The sequence below is a fragment of the Paraburkholderia phenazinium genome, assembly GCF_900100735.1.
GTDB classification, from domain to species: Bacteria; Pseudomonadota; Gammaproteobacteria; order Burkholderiales; family Burkholderiaceae; genus Paraburkholderia; species Paraburkholderia phenazinia.
The window spans coordinates 596,301-610,912 of record NZ_FNCJ01000003.1 but is presented as its reverse complement, the minus strand read 5'-3'; the positions used below and the strand labels follow the sequence as shown (position 1 = coordinate 610,912).

The 14,612-nt window shown below is 64.8% G+C and carries 13 protein-coding genes; 7 read left to right on the top strand and 6 right to left on the bottom strand.

Annotated features, from left to right (window positions below; translation table 11 throughout):
• Positions 1 to 9 precede the first annotated feature (9 nt).
• Complete coding sequence (locus tag BLQ92_RS09845) at positions 10 to 333, top strand: hypothetical protein (protein ID WP_244106173.1); 324 nt, start codon at positions 10 to 12, stop codon at positions 331 to 333.
• Between the two features lie 30 nt (positions 334 to 363).
• Here the strand turns inward: BLQ92_RS09845 and BLQ92_RS09840 are convergent, their stop codons facing one another.
• Positions 364 to 1,320, bottom strand: a complete 957-nt coding sequence (locus BLQ92_RS09840) for a LysR family transcriptional regulator (RefSeq protein ID WP_090683821.1) — start codon at positions 1,318 to 1,320, stop codon at positions 364 to 366.
• Positions 1,321 to 1,495: 175 nt separating this feature from the next.
• On the opposite strand from BLQ92_RS09840, the gene BLQ92_RS09835 reads away from it, so the two are divergent.
• Positions 1,496 to 2,512 (top strand): zinc-binding alcohol dehydrogenase family protein, encoded by a 1,017-nt coding sequence (locus BLQ92_RS09835; RefSeq protein ID WP_090683819.1) that lies wholly within the window; start codon positions 1,496 to 1,498, stop codon positions 2,510 to 2,512.
• A 175-nt stretch (positions 2,513 to 2,687) separates the two neighbouring features.
• Entirely contained in the window at positions 2,688 to 3,248 is a 561-nt protein-coding gene (locus BLQ92_RS09830) for a DUF6013 family protein (protein ID WP_090683817.1), read from the top strand.
• Between the two features lies 1 nt (position 3,249).
• Here the strand turns inward: BLQ92_RS09830 and BLQ92_RS09825 are convergent, their stop codons facing one another.
• Both BLQ92_RS09825 and BLQ92_RS09820 read right to left on the bottom strand, forming a co-directional pair.
• A complete protein-coding gene (locus BLQ92_RS09825) occupies positions 3,250 to 4,059 on the bottom strand; it encodes an ABC transporter permease (protein ID WP_090683816.1) in 810 nt (269 codons plus the stop codon).
• The gene (locus BLQ92_RS09820) at positions 4,056 to 4,769 is read right to left on the bottom strand and encodes an ABC transporter ATP-binding protein (RefSeq protein ID WP_090683814.1); all 714 of its coding nucleotides are present in this window, start codon (positions 4,767 to 4,769) and stop codon (positions 4,056 to 4,058) included. The genes BLQ92_RS09825 and BLQ92_RS09820 overlap by 4 nt, the downstream gene beginning before the upstream one ends.
• 148 nt (positions 4,770 to 4,917) lie before the next feature.
• On the opposite strand from BLQ92_RS09820, the gene BLQ92_RS09815 reads away from it, so the two are divergent.
• Positions 4,918 to 7,428 (top strand): AsmA family protein, encoded by a 2,511-nt coding sequence (locus tag BLQ92_RS09815; RefSeq protein ID WP_090683812.1) that lies wholly within the window; start codon positions 4,918 to 4,920, stop codon positions 7,426 to 7,428.
• A 198-nt stretch (positions 7,429 to 7,626) separates the two neighbouring features.
• On the opposite strand, the gene BLQ92_RS09810 is transcribed toward BLQ92_RS09815, so the two are convergent.
• Positions 7,627 to 8,127: a hypothetical protein gene (locus BLQ92_RS09810; RefSeq protein WP_074264787.1), complete on the bottom strand. Its 501-nt coding sequence runs from the start codon at positions 8,125 to 8,127 to the stop codon at positions 7,627 to 7,629.
• Between the two features lie 377 nt (positions 8,128 to 8,504).
• Here BLQ92_RS09810 and BLQ92_RS09805 point away from each other — a divergent pair, with 377 nt between their 5' ends.
• The 3 genes from BLQ92_RS09805 to BLQ92_RS09795 all read left to right on the top strand — a co-directional run bounded on the left by BLQ92_RS09805 (position 8,505) and on the right by BLQ92_RS09795 (position 12,806).
• Positions 8,505 to 10,115, top strand: coding sequence for a sensor histidine kinase (locus BLQ92_RS09805; protein WP_090683810.1), 1,611 nt, complete (start codon positions 8,505 to 8,507; stop codon positions 10,113 to 10,115).
• A 147-nt stretch (positions 10,116 to 10,262) separates the two neighbouring features.
• Positions 10,263 to 10,742: a response regulator gene (locus BLQ92_RS09800; RefSeq protein ID WP_090683808.1), complete on the top strand. Its 480-nt coding sequence runs from the start codon at positions 10,263 to 10,265 to the stop codon at positions 10,740 to 10,742.
• A 75-nt stretch (positions 10,743 to 10,817) separates the two neighbouring features.
• Positions 10,818 to 12,806, top strand: a complete 1,989-nt coding sequence (locus BLQ92_RS09795) for a hybrid sensor histidine kinase/response regulator (protein ID WP_090683806.1) — start codon at positions 10,818 to 10,820, stop codon at positions 12,804 to 12,806.
• Between the two features lie 180 nt (positions 12,807 to 12,986).
• Here BLQ92_RS09795 and mscL read toward each other — a convergent pair whose 3' ends face one another.
• On the bottom strand, positions 12,987 to 13,439 hold the full coding sequence (gene mscL / locus BLQ92_RS09790; RefSeq protein ID WP_090683804.1) for a large conductance mechanosensitive channel protein MscL: 453 nt from the start codon (positions 13,437 to 13,439) through the stop codon (positions 12,987 to 12,989).
• A 101-nt stretch (positions 13,440 to 13,540) separates the two neighbouring features.
• Positions 13,541 to 14,563 (bottom strand): threonine/serine dehydratase family protein, encoded by a 1,023-nt coding sequence (locus BLQ92_RS09785; RefSeq protein WP_090683802.1) that lies wholly within the window; start codon positions 14,561 to 14,563, stop codon positions 13,541 to 13,543.
• Positions 14,564 to 14,612 lie beyond the last annotated feature (49 nt).

The window sequence follows — 14,612 nt, the reverse complement described above, 5'->3', positions numbered from 1 at the left end:
GAGGACGCCATGAAAACATCATCCCAAGTGTCGCACGGTGGCGGCAAGCATCGGGCGCACGGTAAAGAGACCGGTCTGCACGCTGGCCGGGACGCGGACTCATTGCAGGACAAGGCTGCGCCGCTACCGCATGAAACGGATCAGAGCGTCGAGTCGCAACACGAGGACGAACCGCGCGGCGTGGGCAAGCAGGCCCATCGCGACCTGCAGCGCGGACTGAAGGACACTGACCGGCGCGGCGGCGACGAGTATCAGCAGAAAACGCAGAACGACGCGCATAGCAACGCGAACTCACGAGGCGAGCCGCAGAGGGAGCACCGCGGCAAGCACTGAACTTGGGTCGAGCCAGCGTTTGAATGCGACTCAACGCGGCTCGACATCCCAATACGGCGGATCGCCGAAGTGGGTGGCAAGAAATTCGATCAACGCCAGCGTCTTCGGCGGCACGAAGGCGCGGCTCGGATAGACGGCCCAGATCGCGACCGTCTCGGCGAGCGGATAGCTGTCGAGGATCGTCACCAGTTCGCCGCTGCGCAAATAGGGCGCTACATCCCATGTCGATTTGAGCGCAATGCCGAAACCAGCTAGCAGGGCATCGCGGATCACTTCGCCGTTGTCGGTGACGAGGCGGCCCGTCACGCGTACGTCGAGCGGACCGGCGGGCGTCTCGAAGGCCCAGCTGTTCTGGTCCGCCAGAATCACGCATTCGTGCTGCGCCAGATCGGCCGGATGATGCGGCGTGCCGCGCGCGCTCAGATATGCGGGGGCGCAGCAGATCACCCGGCGGTTGACCGCCAGGCGTTTCGCCACCAGCGTCGAATCCTTCAGCGCGCCGAGCCGGATCGCCAGATCCACGCCGGCGTCGACCAGGTCGACGATGTGGTCGGAGAGTCGCAGATCGACGCTCACGCCCGGATAACGGCGCAGGAATTCGGGGATCACCGGCGACACATGCTGGCGCCCGAACGACGACGGCATCGACACCCGCAAGCGTCCCTGCGGTTCGGTTTGCGCACGGCCGACTGAGGCGCGCGCCGCGGCGGCGGCATCGAGCAGCGTTTGCGCGCGCGTCATGAAAATCTCACCTTCCTGCGTGAGGCTGATGCGGCGCGTGGTCCGATGCAACAGACGGGCGCCGAGCAGCCGCTCGAGTTGAGCGAGCCGCGCGCTTGCCACTGCCGCTGACAAACCGAACTCGCGGCCGGCCGCCGACACATTGGCGAGCAGCGCGGCCCGCACGAACAGAGCCACATCGAGCAGATCGAGCCGTTCGCGCTCATGCTGGACAGCAGACACAGGGGAGGCGACTGGCTTTGCCATTATTCTGAATTTCAAGAAAATGTTTAAGCCATTATGCCTGTTCTGGAGAGGCAAGGATCGTCCTAAGATAAGCACAGTCCGAGCGAAGTGGCGCGACGCGAGCCCTGCAGTCGAGCCCTGCGCGCCGGAGCGCAACGTTTATCCCATTTATCTCACGAACGAATCAGGAGCTGCCATGAAAGCTGTCGGTCTTTATCGCTACTTGCCCATCGACCATCCCGAAGCGCTGCTCGACATCGAGCTTCCCAAACCTGAAGCGAAGGGCCGCGACCTGCTGGTGAAGGTCGAGGCGATCTCGGTGAACCCGGTCGATTTCAAGGTTCGCTCGCCGAAAGACACCGTGGAGAGCGCGCCGCGCGTGCTCGGCTGGGACGCAGCCGGGACGGTGGCCGCAGTAGGCCCCGAGGTAACGTTGTTCAAGGTGGGCGACCCGGTGTTCTACGCCGGCAGCATCACGCGGCCGGGTGCGAACAGCGAATATCACCTGGTGGACGAGCGTATCGTCGGCCGCAAGCCGGCCTCGCTCGACTTCACGCACGCAGCCGCCTTGCCGTTGACGGCGATTACCGCATGGGAGGCGTTGTTCGATCGCCTCGGGGTGTCGCCGCAGGGCGCCGACAAGGGCCGCTCGGTGCTGATTATCGGTGGCGCGGGCGGGGTCGGCTCGATCGGGATTCAACTGGCCAAGCAGCTGGCCGGGCTGACCGTGATCGCAACCGCCTCGCGTCCGGCGTCGGCGAAGTGGGCAACCGAACTGGGCGCCGACCATATCGTCGACCACTTCGGCGACATGCCCGCACAACTGAAACAGATCGGCTTCGAGCAGGTCGATTTCGTGCTGATTTTCAACGATACAGACAAGCATTTCCCGGCTGCCGCAGCCGTCGTCAAACCACAGGGCGGTATTTGTACGATCGTCGAAAACGACCGCCCGATTGCCGTCGAACTGCTGAAGGCGAAAAGCGCTGCGTTCCATTGGGAATTCATGTTCACGCGGTCGATGTTCGGCACCCCGGACATGATCGAACAGCACAAGCTGCTCACCGAAGTGGGCCGGCTCGTCGACGCGGGCACGCTGCGCACGACCGTCGGCGAGGACCTCGGCAAGATCAATGCGCAGAATGTGCGGCGTGCGCATCAGTTGCTGGAACAGGGACGCGCGATCGGCAAACTGGTGCTGACCGGCTTTTAAGCCATCCGTTGCTCGCATTCGGAAACGCAGAAAACGTCTTACCGCAAGCGGGTTAACACCCGATCCCCGCGAAGCGCGTTCGGGTCCGCTTGGCGGTAGACTGGCAGGGCTCCAGGTAAATTCGCTGCGCGTCTTGCGACGCGAGCGTGCAGCGGCACAACGACGAGGTGACCGTATGAGCCCCTGCTTCAGACTCTCCGCCGTTTCTGCCGCCGTTTCCATTGTGGCCTCCCTGGCCTGCACGCTGGCGCCGCTAGCCCACGCCGTCACGCCGATCACCGTGACTTCGCAAGCCGCACCGGATGGCCCAATCCGTTATACGGTCAAGGTCACGTCGAAGGAGTTCGGCAACGCGCAGGAGACGCGCACCATCCGCTCCGGCGAATCCGACGACTTCACATGGAAGACGACGCCGCCCGGCAGCCCGGTTGCGGCGGTGGAGCAATGTCCGAACTACGACTCGCTGCCGCTCGATACCAACGGCACGGTGCTGCGGCAAACGCAGATCCGCTTTGCGCCGGTGGTCGCCGACGACGGCACGGCGACCGTGCAGATGAGCTTCCAGGCCCTCTCGCCACACGGCACCAAGAGCGTCACCCATGCGGGCAAGACGCTCAAGTGTCCGAACGACGTGAGGATCAGCCAGATCGTGCGCTTTACGATGCCTACCAACGGCAGCACGAAGACGCTGACGCTGACTGACGGGACTCAGGTCGCGGTGTCGGCGAAACGTTGATTCACTGCCGGGCGGGCGCGGCCCGCTCGATCAGTCTCGATGCCAGAAACCGGTGCTCCGGCGAAAACAGCCGCCGATACGTCAGCAGCACTGCGCCCACCGTGCCGAGCGCGGACGAGGCGGCGATCAGGAACATGATCACGATCTGATACCGCACAGCCTGCAGCGGCGACTGGCCGGCCAGCACCTGGCCCGTCATCATGCCGGGCAGACTGACCACGCCGACCACCGCCATCTGGTTGAGGGTAGGAATCATCCCGGCTCGCACCGCCTGGCGTGCCGGGCCCTGGGCCGCTTCCCAGCGGGTCGCGCCGAGCGCGAGCGCCATATCCACGCGGTCGCGGCGCGAGGTCAGCTCCTCGGTCATCCGCTCGATGCCGAGCGACACCCCGGTGAGCGTGTTGCCGAGGATCATGCCGAGAATCGGAATCGCATATTGAGGCTCGTACCACGGGTGAATCCGGATCACCACGAACAGACCCACGGCGGCCACCAGCCATGAGCTGAGCCAGATCGACAGCACGCTGTCGGCGCGCTGGCCGGCATAGGTGCGCGCGCCGCGTTGCGCACCCGCGAAACCGGCGATCAGGGTCATCAGCACCATCAACGGCAACACCACAAACCAGCGGTCGAAGCGGAACACCCAGCCAAGCACATAGCCGATCGCCAGCAACTGGACGACGGTGCGCACAGCGGCCCAGGCCAGCTTGCGTTCCAGATCGAGCTTGAGCGCCACGGACACCGCGCCGTTGACGACGATCAGCAGGGCGGCGATCGCCACGTCCCACAGGCTGAGGTTTTGCAGGGTCATCGGGTGGGTTCCTCATCGGCATTGGGCGTGAACGCCGCTTCGGCCAGCACGCCGGCGCGCATGCTCAGGTGCCGCTCGCTCATGCGCTGTGCCTGGGCCGGATCGTGCGAGACCCATACCGAGGCGCGCGGCTTGTCGCCGGCGCTAAACCAGGCCTTGACCAGCCCCTCAATGGCATGCGACGACTCGGGGTCGAGCGAGGCGGTGGGTTCGTCGAGCAGCAGCACCTCGGGTGCAAGCTGCAGCACGCGGATCAGCGCGGCGATCTGCGCTTCGCCGCCCGACAGGTCGCTGGCCCGCTTGTCGAGAAAGTCTGCGCCGCGGCCGGCCTGGGAGGCGAGCGACGCGGCCCGCGCGCGATCGAAGCGCACGTCGCGATAGGCCTTCAGCGAAAACGGATAGCGCAGGTTGTCTTCGACGCTGCCGTCCAGAATCGCCGGGCGCTGGCGGATATAGGCGACGTTGCGCCGGTAGCGTGGTATCGCCGCGCGCTCGACCGGCGTGCCGTGCCAGACCACGCGCCCGCCATCGAGCGGATCGAGCAGCGCGAAGGCGCGCAGAAATACGCTCTTGCCGGACCCCGACGGGCCGGTAATGGCGACCCGGTCGCCTGCGTAGAGGGCGAAGCGGGTAGGTTGCAGCAGCATCTGGCCGCTCAACGGGTCGCGCCGGGCGATGTCCTCGGCGGCGGCGATCGGAGTGTCCGTCATAGTAGGAATCTGGGTGATAGGTACAATGCAGGCCCCGCGTTTCGCGCCTCAGCACGTTGCCATGACTGGCCGTGCCAGATGGCCGGCGCGGTGAACCGGGCATGCTAACTGCTGTCCGATACGCAAACAGAGAAGAGCGGAGTTCCTCATGGCAGTGTCGCGGACGATCGGCGGACGAATTGGCAAGATCATCGCATGGCTCGTGGCGGTCATTGTGGTCCTGATCGCCGTACTGGCGGTTTTTGTTTTGACGTTCGACTGGAATCGCGCGCGCCCGTGGGTCGACCAGAAAGTGAGCGAGGCGATTGGCCGGTCGTTTGCCATCGAGGGCGATCTGAAAGTCGGCTGGCGCCATCCGGTGGGCGAGACGGGCTGGCGCGCCTGGGTGCCCTGGCCGCGTTTTTCGGCTGCCAATATCACGGTGGCCAACCCCGACTGGGCCAAACAACCGCATTTCGCGACGCTCGACGAGATCGACTTCGAGGTGGCGGTGCTGCCGTTGCTGGCGCATGACATTGTGATTCCGGCGATCAATCTGGTGAATCCCGCGGTCGATCTGGAGCGGCTGGTCGACGGACGCGACAACTGGACCTTCAAGCTGCAGTCCTCGGCTGGGCCGTCGGAATGGAAGCTGGATCTGCACGATATTGCCTTCGCCAAAGGCAATATCGCCTTGTCGGATCAACAGAAGAAGACCGAGGTGCAGGTTGTGGTCGACACCCTCGGCCAGCCAATTCCGATCGGCGAGGTCATGAAGGAGCAGGAAGCGTCGTCGCGCAGCGCGTCCGCCCAGGTGGTCGGCAAAGAAGGCGCGAGCCGGCTTACGGCCCAGGCGAATGCGATCGCAGCATCGGAGGCGGCGGCTGCGTCGGCCGCTGCGGCTACGTCAGGCACCTCAGCCGCCTCGGCTACTTCGACGGCATCCGGTACTTCTTCCGCTTCGCAGGGCGCGGCCGCTGCACCCGGCAGCGCCGGCTCCGGCGCCGCGCCTGCCGCTGGCGCGAGTGCCGGCACGACCGCCAGCAGCGAGGCGACCATGACATCCGCGGCCTCCGCACCGGTCAACGCCGCGAGCAGCGTGGGCGCCGGCGCGCGACCACCCGTTCCGCCGTACGCGATCGGCTGGACCGTGAAGGGCTCCTACAACCACACGCCGGTATCGGGCAGCGGCAAGCTGGGCGGCGTGCTGGCACTGCAGGACGTCAACCGGCCATTCCCGCTGCAGGCCGACGTCAAGGCCGGCGACCTGCACGTGGCGCTGGTCGGCACGATCACGGATCCGGCCAACCTCGCCGCGCTCGATCTGCGCCTGTGGCTGCAAGGCACGAGCATGGCGCGTCTGTATTCGCTGACGGGGGTGACCCTGCCGGATACGCCCCCGTATGCCACGGAGGGCCGGCTGGTTGGCCAGTTCAAGCGTGACGGCAATGTCTTCAAGTATGAAAACTTTACAGGCCGGGTGGGCGGCAGCGACCTGAACGGCTCGCTGACCTACACCGCTCGCGAACCGCGTCCGCTGTTGCAGGGCGAACTGGTGTCGAACCTGCTGCAGTTCTCCGATCTGGCTCCGGTAATCGGCGCGGATTCCAACGCCAGCAAGGCGAGGCGTGGCGACACGACGCAGCAGCCGGCGGGCAAGGTGTTGCCGGTCGAGGCCTTCCGCACCGACCGCTGGAACGCGATCGACGCCGATGTGAAATTCACCGGGCGGCGTCTCATCAAGAACCCGGACCTGCCGATTACCGACGTGTACACGCATGTGGTGATGACCGACGGCGTGCTCTCGCTGGTGCCCCTGTCGTTCGGGGTGGCGGGCGGCACGCTTTCGTCCGAGATTCATCTGGACGGCAGTGCCACGCCGCTGAAGGGGCGCTTTTCGACCTCGGCGCGCCATCTGAAGCTCAAGCAGTTGTTCCCGAACTTCAAGACGATGCAAAACGCGCTCGGTGAAGTGAACGGCGACGCGGCGCTGTCCGCAACCGGCAACTCGCCGGCCGCACTGGCGGCGACGGCGAACGGCGAGGTGAAAGCGCTCGTCACCGATGGCACGGTGAGCCGCTTGCTGATGGAAGCGGCCGGCCTGAATGTGGCCAACGTGGTCTATGAAAAGCTGTTCGGCACGGCCGACGTGAAGATCAACTGCGCCGCCGCCGACTTCGTGGCGACCAACGGCGTGCTCGACCCGCGGGTGTTCGCGCTCGATACCGATGACGCCGTGATCGACATCGACGGCAACGTCAATCTGCGCGACGAGACGATGGACCTCGGCGTCCACCCGCATACGAAAGGCTTCCGGGTATTTACGCTGCGCTCGCCGCTATACGTAAAAGGCACGTTCAAAGACCCACATGTGGGCGTGAACGCGACCGCTCTCGCGCTGCGTGGCGGGGCAATGGTCGGCCTCGGGCTCATCAACCCGCTGGCCGCGCTGATTCCGCTGATTGCCCCGAGCAACAACAAGCCGCTGCCGTGTGCTCAACTGCTGGCGAACGAGCGCGCGCAGCCCAGCGCACCGCCGCCGGGGCAGAAGCAAAAGGCGCGGGCGCCGTTGTCGCTGGACGGCACGGGCGCCGGCATGGGCACGGCGAGCGGCAAGACCAAGGCCGCGCCGAGCGCATCGACACCGGCGAACGCAGCCACCACCTACAGAGGCAGTTAGGCAACGCACGGGGCGGGCAATCGGCACAGCGCAGCCCGGAGGGGAAAGGGGCCGCGCAACGTTGGGCCTGACGGAAGCAGCGCAACCCGAAGCGGCATAGTGGGCCCGGTAAATGGGCCCACTAAATGGACCCTGTAAACGACAAACGCGCTCATGAAAGCATGAGCGCGCTTTTACGTTAAAACAGCGGAAAGACAGTTAGCGCAGCGAACGCGGCGTGGCGTCTCCTGCGGCATCCTGGCGCCGCACGCCGCGGCGCGGGCCACCGACCGCCGCCCGCGTGGCGCCGAATTCCGGCAGGATCCGGCCGCGTGCACGGCTCGCGAACACCAGAAAGCCGAAGCCGTCTGCCTCGTACCAGTAGCCGCCGTTTTCCAGCCCGTCGAGCGGCTGTTCGAGGGCATTGGCGATCGATTCGATGCAGCGCCTGCGCAGTTCGGCGGGCGCCGGATAGGGCGGTTGCGCGCCACGCACGCTGCATAGGAGGACGTCCAGGCCAGGCAGCACGTGGGCATACAGAACCGGCTCGTCCTGGGCGCGAGCGCGCGCGATCTTGGTGTCGAGCTGGCCGAACGGTTTGAAGTGCCGCAGCACGGCCAGGAACGACTCATCGCCGTCCACCTTCGCGCGCCGACGCTTTTTCGGGAAGGACATAAAAATTCGCCTGAAAAAGAATTGCAAGAAACGCAGCGTCCTCATGCGACCACTCCCGGCTTCGCGCCGCCGCACGTCGATCTTTTATAGCATACGAAAATGCCAGATTCACGGTGATTCGACGATCAATCTGCCTCACACCCATCCGCACGAATCGTGCCGAATCGCCCTGCCGTGCGCATTCGCATCCCCAATACCTCTGTCTCAATGATAGACGCACGCGCCCTGTAGGGGAGTCCCTCGCCGTTAAAAAAAGACATTTTTATGTTAGGCAGCGCTTCCAGGGCAGCACATTGAAATATCTCGGGTTCACGTCGATAATGGCCCGGTTCCGCTGCGGCGGTTCGGCGGACTGTGCCGCGTGGGGGCAACGCGCAGCCCGCCGCCTGGACCGTGCGGCGTCCGGACAGACTACAGGGCACATGAAACTATTCACCAAGGGGCTGCTGCTGATTGCGATGCCGAGCGTCGTCGAGCTCGCATTGCTCGGTCTCGTGTTCGATACCCAGCAGCAAGCGGCACAAGCCGCGCAGTGGGTGGCCAACAGCAAGCACATCCTGTATCAGTCGTCTTCACTCATCGATCCGCTGCTGCGCCAGGCCGCGCGGGTCCGCACGGGTATGGTGGTCGGCGACCCCACGTTTCTAGACCGCCATGCGGCATGGGTCGATCTTGGGGACCGTCTGTCGCAACTCGAACAACTGGTGGGCGACACGCCACAGCAGGCCGAGCGCGTGCAGCAGATGCGCGCCACCGTCGATGCGTACCGGGCCCAGGCCGACGACATAGCGAAGGCTTTGCATGAGGGGCGCAGCATGGCGCCGTTCGTCGCCCTCGAAGCAGGCTCCGTGCCGCGCCAGGTGGCGCTGTTTCGGGACCAGCTCGATGCGTTCGTCAACGAAGAGTCGCGGCTCGATGCAGAGCGCAACGCCTCGCTCGCGCAAACCCGGGCTCGCCAGCAATATGCGCTGATCGCCGCGGTGCTCGGCTCGATGCTGATCTGGGGCATCACCGCGCTGGTGTTTGCGCGCAGTATCGGCCGCCGCCTCGAGGTGCTGACTGGCAACGCCGAGCGTCTCGGTCACGGCCGGCCGCTGAGTGCGCCGCTCTCGGGCAACGATGAAATCGCCGCGCTCGATACCGTGCTGCACCAGACCGGCGCACGGCTGCGCGCGGCCGAGCAGGATCAGGCGGTGCTCAAGGCGCGGCTGGAGGCGCGTGCCAAGGAACTCGCCGGGGTCAATGAGGAATTGCGCCAGGAGACCCAGGACAACGAGATGTTTATCTACAGCGTCTCGCACGACTTGCGCTCGCCGCTCGTCAATCTGCAGGGCTTCTCGAAGGAGTTGCAGGTTTCCTGCGACGAGCTGCGCGCCACGATCGATGCGGCCCGGTTGCCGGACGCCGAACGACAGCGCCTCACCAACGTGCTCGATGGCGACGTACGCGAGTCGCTGCAGTTTTTGCGGACCGCTGTGACGCGCGCGGCGGCGATCATCGAGGCGTTGCTGCGCATCTCGCGGGCCGGCCGCCTCGAATATCAGTGGCAGCGCGTGAGTATCGGACGGGTGGTGGCGCGGGTCGTCGACGGCCTCGCCGGGACGATCGAGGCACGTGGCGCTCAGGTGACGGTGCGCGAGTTGCCGCCCGCCTGGGGCGACCCGGGCGCGATCGAGCAGATTTTCGGTAACCTGATCGGCAATGCGCTCAACTTTCTCGATCCGGACCGGGTAGGCCGAATCGAGGTGGGGGCATGCGAGGCGGAGCCGGTGGACGAGAGTCATCCACCGGTCTTGCGTACCCGCACCTATTACGTGCGCGACAACGGGCTCGGCATCCCGGCGGCTTATATGTCCAAGGTGTTCCGGGCTTTCCAGCGGCTGCACGGTGAAGTGGCCAAAGGCGACGGCATCGGGCTCGCGCTGGTGCGGCGCATGGTCGAGCGGCACGGCGGGCGCGTCTGGGTGGAGTCGGCCGAAGGTGCCGGATCGACGTTTTTCGTGGTGCTGCCGGAGCAGCCGGCGCGCTTGTGACGGGGCCAGCGAGCCGGGGTCAAAACCGGGGAGGTAGCCAGGCGCTTGATCCAGGCCAGTGTGCCTCACGGCCTGCGCGGCTAGCCTGCAAAGTATGAAACACTAACAAATGGTCACGCACTGGCGAACGGCCGGCACGGAGGCAGTATGAAGAATGGGGAAACGGTCAGCATCATTCTGATCGAAGACGACGACGGCCATGCCACGCTCGTCGAACGCAATTTACGCCGGGCGGGCATCTCGAACGGCTTCCTGCGGTTTTCCGACCGGCAGCAGGCGCTGGATTATTTCTTCGGCGATCCGCCGAGCGGGGATGCCGCCAGCAAATATCCGCCGCGCCAGGATCTGGCGAACTTCGTGGTGCTACTCGATCTGAAGATGCCGCGGGTGGATGGCTTCGAGGTGCTGCGCCGCCTGAAAGAAGCGCCGCAGACCGCGGCCGTGCCGGTGATCGTCCTGACGACCACGGACGACCCGCGCGAAATCGAACGCTGTTATGAGCTCGGTTGCAACGTCTACATCACGAAGCCCGTCGAGTATGACGCGTTTATCGAGGCCGTGCGCCGGCTCGGCTTCTTCCTGCAGGTGGTGAAGCTGCCGCAGGGCCAGCGTCTGGCGGCGTCGTGAGGGGGGCCTGATGTTGCCTGAGGATGTATCAGCCTGAAATCCGTGAGAATAGATCTACCCAAAGAAAGAACCAGCATGACCGAAGACGTATCCACGCCGCCCGCGGCTTACGTGCTTGTCGTCGACGACGACGAGGGCATCTTGCGTCTCGCTCGCAAGTCGCTACAGCGGGCCGGTTGCCGCGTGACGCTTTGCTCCGATGTCGATAGTGCCCGCGCGCGCATCGCCTCCGGCGCGCCGGACCTGCTTGTGCTCGACTACCAGCTCAACGGTCCGGAAACCGGACTGGATTTTTTCCGCCGCCTGCGCGCCGAGGGCGTGCGGATTCCGGCCATCCTTGTCACCGGTTTTACGGACGAGTCGCGCGTCATCGAGGCATTGCGCGCCGGTGTCTCGGACGTGGTGCCGAAGTCCGGCGATTATCTCGACTATCTGCCCGAAGCGGTCGAGCGGGTGCTCTCGCAGGTGCGTTTGCAGCGGGCCTCGGACGAGGCCGTGCTGCTGCGCGACCGCGAGCAGCATTACCGCACCTTGTCCGAGGCGCTGCCGCATCTGGTGCTGACTTGCGGCGCCAACGGCGACTGCGATTTTCTGTCGAAGCAGTGGTTCGAATACACCGGGCTCGACGAGAGCCGCTCGCATGGTCTCGCGTGGCTCGAAGCCGTGCACGCGGACGATCGCGAGGAAATCCGCCAGACCTGGCTCAAAGCGGTCAGGAGTGGCGCAGGCGACTACCGGCACGAACTGCGGATTCGCCGCCATGACGGCGCTTACCGCTGGTTCGACGCGCGCATCGTGGCGATGCACGATGCCGACGGCGTGGTCACGAAATGGTTCGGCAGTTGCACGGACATCCATCCGCAGCGCGAAGCGATCGAGGAACACGAGCGGCTGCTCGCCTCGGAGCAGGCCGCGCGGCATGCCGCGGAAGAGGCCAACCGGGCCAAGGACCGCTTTCTGGCGATGCTCTCGCATGAACTGCGCACGCCGCTCACGCCGGTGCTGGCCGGAGCGCGGGTGCTCGAACTGATTCCTGAGCTGCCGGAACAGGCGCGCTCATGTGTGCTGATGATCCGCCGCAACGTGGAACTCGAGGCGCGCCTGATCGACGACCTGCTAGATCTCACCCGGGTGGCGAACGGCAAGCTGCGGCTGTCGCTCGAGACCGTGGACGTGCACGAGGTGATCGATAGCGTGCTGGAACTGTTCCGTAGCGAGATCCAGGTCAAGCAGCAGGACGTGCATATCGACAAGGCCGCCCAGCATCACTATGTGCTGGCCGACCGCGCGCGCTTGCAGCAGATGCTCTGGAACCTGATCCGCAACGCCGCTAAATTCACGCCGGACGGTGGTCATATCTACGTACGCACGCGCGATGAGCGCATGCAGGTGCAGATATCGATCGAGGACACCGGGATCGGCATCGAGCCCGACCAGATCGGCAAGCTCTTTAACGCCTTCGAACAAGGCAACCAGAACATGACCCGCCAGTTCGGCGGCCTCGGACTGGGACTCGCGATTACCAAGGCCCTCACCGACGTGCACGGCGGCACGGTGATCGCGCAGAGCCCAGGCGCCCACTGCGGTGCGACCTTTACGATCACCTTGCCGACAGCCGCCAAGCCGGTCGAGCAGGCGGTTGTGCCTGCGCCGGCCGCGGCCCATGCAGCCGGCATGCTGACGATTTTGCTGATCGAGGATCATGTCGACACCGCCGAGGTGATGGCGCAACTGATTCGCGGCCTCGGTCACGAGGTGACGGTGGTGGGCCGGGTGGCCGATGCGCTGGCGGCCACGCAGTCGGCGACGTTCGAGCTGATCGTCAGCGACGTCGGACTGCCCGATGGCACGGGCCTCGATTTCATCAAGGCGTTCCGCGAGCATTCGGACGTGCCGGCTGTCGCCTTGACGGGCTTCGGCACGGATGAGGACGTGCGCCGTTGTCTCGGCGCAGGCTTCACCTCGCACCTGACCAAGCCGGTGAACTTCACGCAGCTTGAACAGCTGATCGAGAGTGCGGCCACCGTCAAGGCCGAGAAAACCGCCGGTGGCGATTCCACGTAGTGCGAACTTTTGCCGAGGCGCGAGTCGCCGGTGAATGAAAAAGGCCTGCTGCGAAACGTTTCGCAGCAGGCCTTTTTTACTTTGGTGTACTTTGGTTCGATGCATCGCCGCGCGGGTGCGCGGGCGATTTGACAGTTGAAGCGGCTGAAACGGCTGAAACGGCGAAGAGGCCGACGCGTCTTAAGGCGTGCGCGGCGCGTTCTTCAGCGAGTCGCGGATTTCACGCAGCAGCAGCACGTCTTCCGGTGTCGGAGCAGGCGCCGGCTCTTCGGCGGCAGCCGGCTTGCGCAGGTTGTTGATGAACTTCACCATCAGGAAAATGATGAACGCGAGGATGATGAAGTTGATCAGCACCGTGATGAACGAACCGTAGCCGAACACGGCCACACCTGCGGTCTGCAGATCCTTGTACGACTCGGGGCTGCCTTTGAAGCTCGCCGGGATGTCGCCCAGGCGGACGAACTTATTGGAGAAGTCGAGGCCGCCAGTAGCAACGCCGACGACCGGCATGATCAGGTCTTTGACAATTGAATTAACAATGGTGGAAAAGGCGCCGCCGATAATCACACCGACTGCCAGATCCATCACATTGCCCTTAAGGGCAAATTCTTTAAATTCCTTGATCATGCTCATAAGGGATTCCTCCTTGAAGTCGATGGCGCCATGATAGCCAACGTCTGGAGGATAGGGTAGTGCTTTTAAGGGCGCGCTGCGCTCGGGAATCGCTCCGGAAACTATGACTCGAGCGAGCGTGCCTGTTCGATATGGCTAGCAAAGCTGAGCGCATCGATATTGGCGCCGCACAGAAGCACCCCAACGCGCTTGCCCTGCAGCGCCTCACGCAACGGACCGAGCAGGGCCGCGGTGGCGGCTGCGCAGGCGGGTTCCACCGCGAGCTTCAACTGCGTGAACAACGTCAGCATGGCTGAGCGCAATTCGTTGTCGCTAACTGTCACCAACTGGTCGATGTGGCGCCGACACAATTCGTAGCTGTACTGCTCCGTATGTGGCGCCATCAGCGAATCGGCAATACTGTGCATGTGCCCCATCTTGACCGTGTGATTGGCAGCGAAGCTCTTGCCCATTGCATCGGAGCCGTCGGGTTCGACGCCGTACACATGGATGCGCGGATTCGCCAGCCGCAATGCGGTCGAAACGCCGGCAGCGAGGCCGCCGCCACCGATCGGCACGATTACGGCGTCCAGATCCGGTGTTTGGGTGGCCCATTCGTAGCCGAGCGTGGCGGTGCCGAGCACCGTGCGATAGCCGTTGAACGGATGCACGAAGTAGCGGCCTTCCTCGGCCTCGATGCGCCGGACGATCTCGAAGGCCTCGGCGCCGTTTTCAGCCAGCACCATTTCCGCGCCGTACTGACGGCACAGCGCAATGCGCGCCGGGTTGGCCGAGCGGAACACCACGACCTTCGCACCGATGCCAAGACGCATTGCCGCATACGCGACCGCCACCGCATGATTGCCGCCCGACACACAGGTGACGCCGGCGCTGCGCTGCGCTTCGTCGAGCGCCAGCAAGTTGGTGAACGCGCCACGCGTCTTGAAGCTGCCGCCCGCCTGCAACAGTTCGAACTTGAAGTTCACCACCGTGCCTTCCAGCGACGGAAAGTCGAGCTTGTCGAACACCGGGGTGCGGGCGACCCACGGCGTCAACGCAAAGTGCTGCGTGGCGATGGCGTCGAGCGTCGGGATCGGTTCGCCGTCGATGGTGTGGTCGGTGTGCTGCGGCGTGGCGGTGGACATGGCGTGGGGTGTAATCGTTCGTTCTGTTTTGAGTCTGGCAGCGTGCGTC

Bases quoted from the DNA above. Each gene is read 5' to 3' on its own strand.
- BLQ92_RS09845 (WP_244106173.1), top strand. From the start codon at position 10: ATGAAAACATCATCCCAAGTGTCGCACGGTGGCGGCAAGCATCGGGCG.
- BLQ92_RS09840 (WP_090683821.1), bottom strand. From the start codon at position 1,320: ATGGCAAAGCCAGTCGCCTCCCCTGTGTCTGCTGTCCAGCATGAGCGC.
- BLQ92_RS09835 (WP_090683819.1), top strand. From the start codon at position 1,496: ATGAAAGCTGTCGGTCTTTATCGCTACTTGCCCATCGACCATCCCGAA.
- BLQ92_RS09830 (WP_090683817.1), top strand. From the start codon at position 2,688: ATGAGCCCCTGCTTCAGACTCTCCGCCGTTTCTGCCGCCGTTTCCATT.
- BLQ92_RS09825 (WP_090683816.1), bottom strand. From the start codon at position 4,059: ATGACCCTGCAAAACCTCAGCCTGTGGGACGTGGCGATCGCCGCCCTG.
- BLQ92_RS09820 (WP_090683814.1), bottom strand. From the start codon at position 4,769: ATGACGGACACTCCGATCGCCGCCGCCGAGGACATCGCCCGGCGCGAC.
- BLQ92_RS09815 (WP_090683812.1), top strand. From the start codon at position 4,918: ATGGCAGTGTCGCGGACGATCGGCGGACGAATTGGCAAGATCATCGCA.
- BLQ92_RS09810 (WP_074264787.1), bottom strand. From the start codon at position 8,127: ATGAGGACGCTGCGTTTCTTGCAATTCTTTTTCAGGCGAATTTTTATG.
- BLQ92_RS09805 (WP_090683810.1), top strand. From the start codon at position 8,505: ATGAAACTATTCACCAAGGGGCTGCTGCTGATTGCGATGCCGAGCGTC.
- BLQ92_RS09800 (WP_090683808.1), top strand. From the start codon at position 10,263: ATGAAGAATGGGGAAACGGTCAGCATCATTCTGATCGAAGACGACGAC.
- BLQ92_RS09795 (WP_090683806.1), top strand. From the start codon at position 10,818: ATGACCGAAGACGTATCCACGCCGCCCGCGGCTTACGTGCTTGTCGTC.
- mscL (WP_090683804.1), bottom strand. From the start codon at position 13,439: ATGAGCATGATCAAGGAATTTAAAGAATTTGCCCTTAAGGGCAATGTG.
- BLQ92_RS09785 (WP_090683802.1), bottom strand. From the start codon at position 14,563: ATGTCCACCGCCACGCCGCAGCACACCGACCACACCATCGACGGCGAA.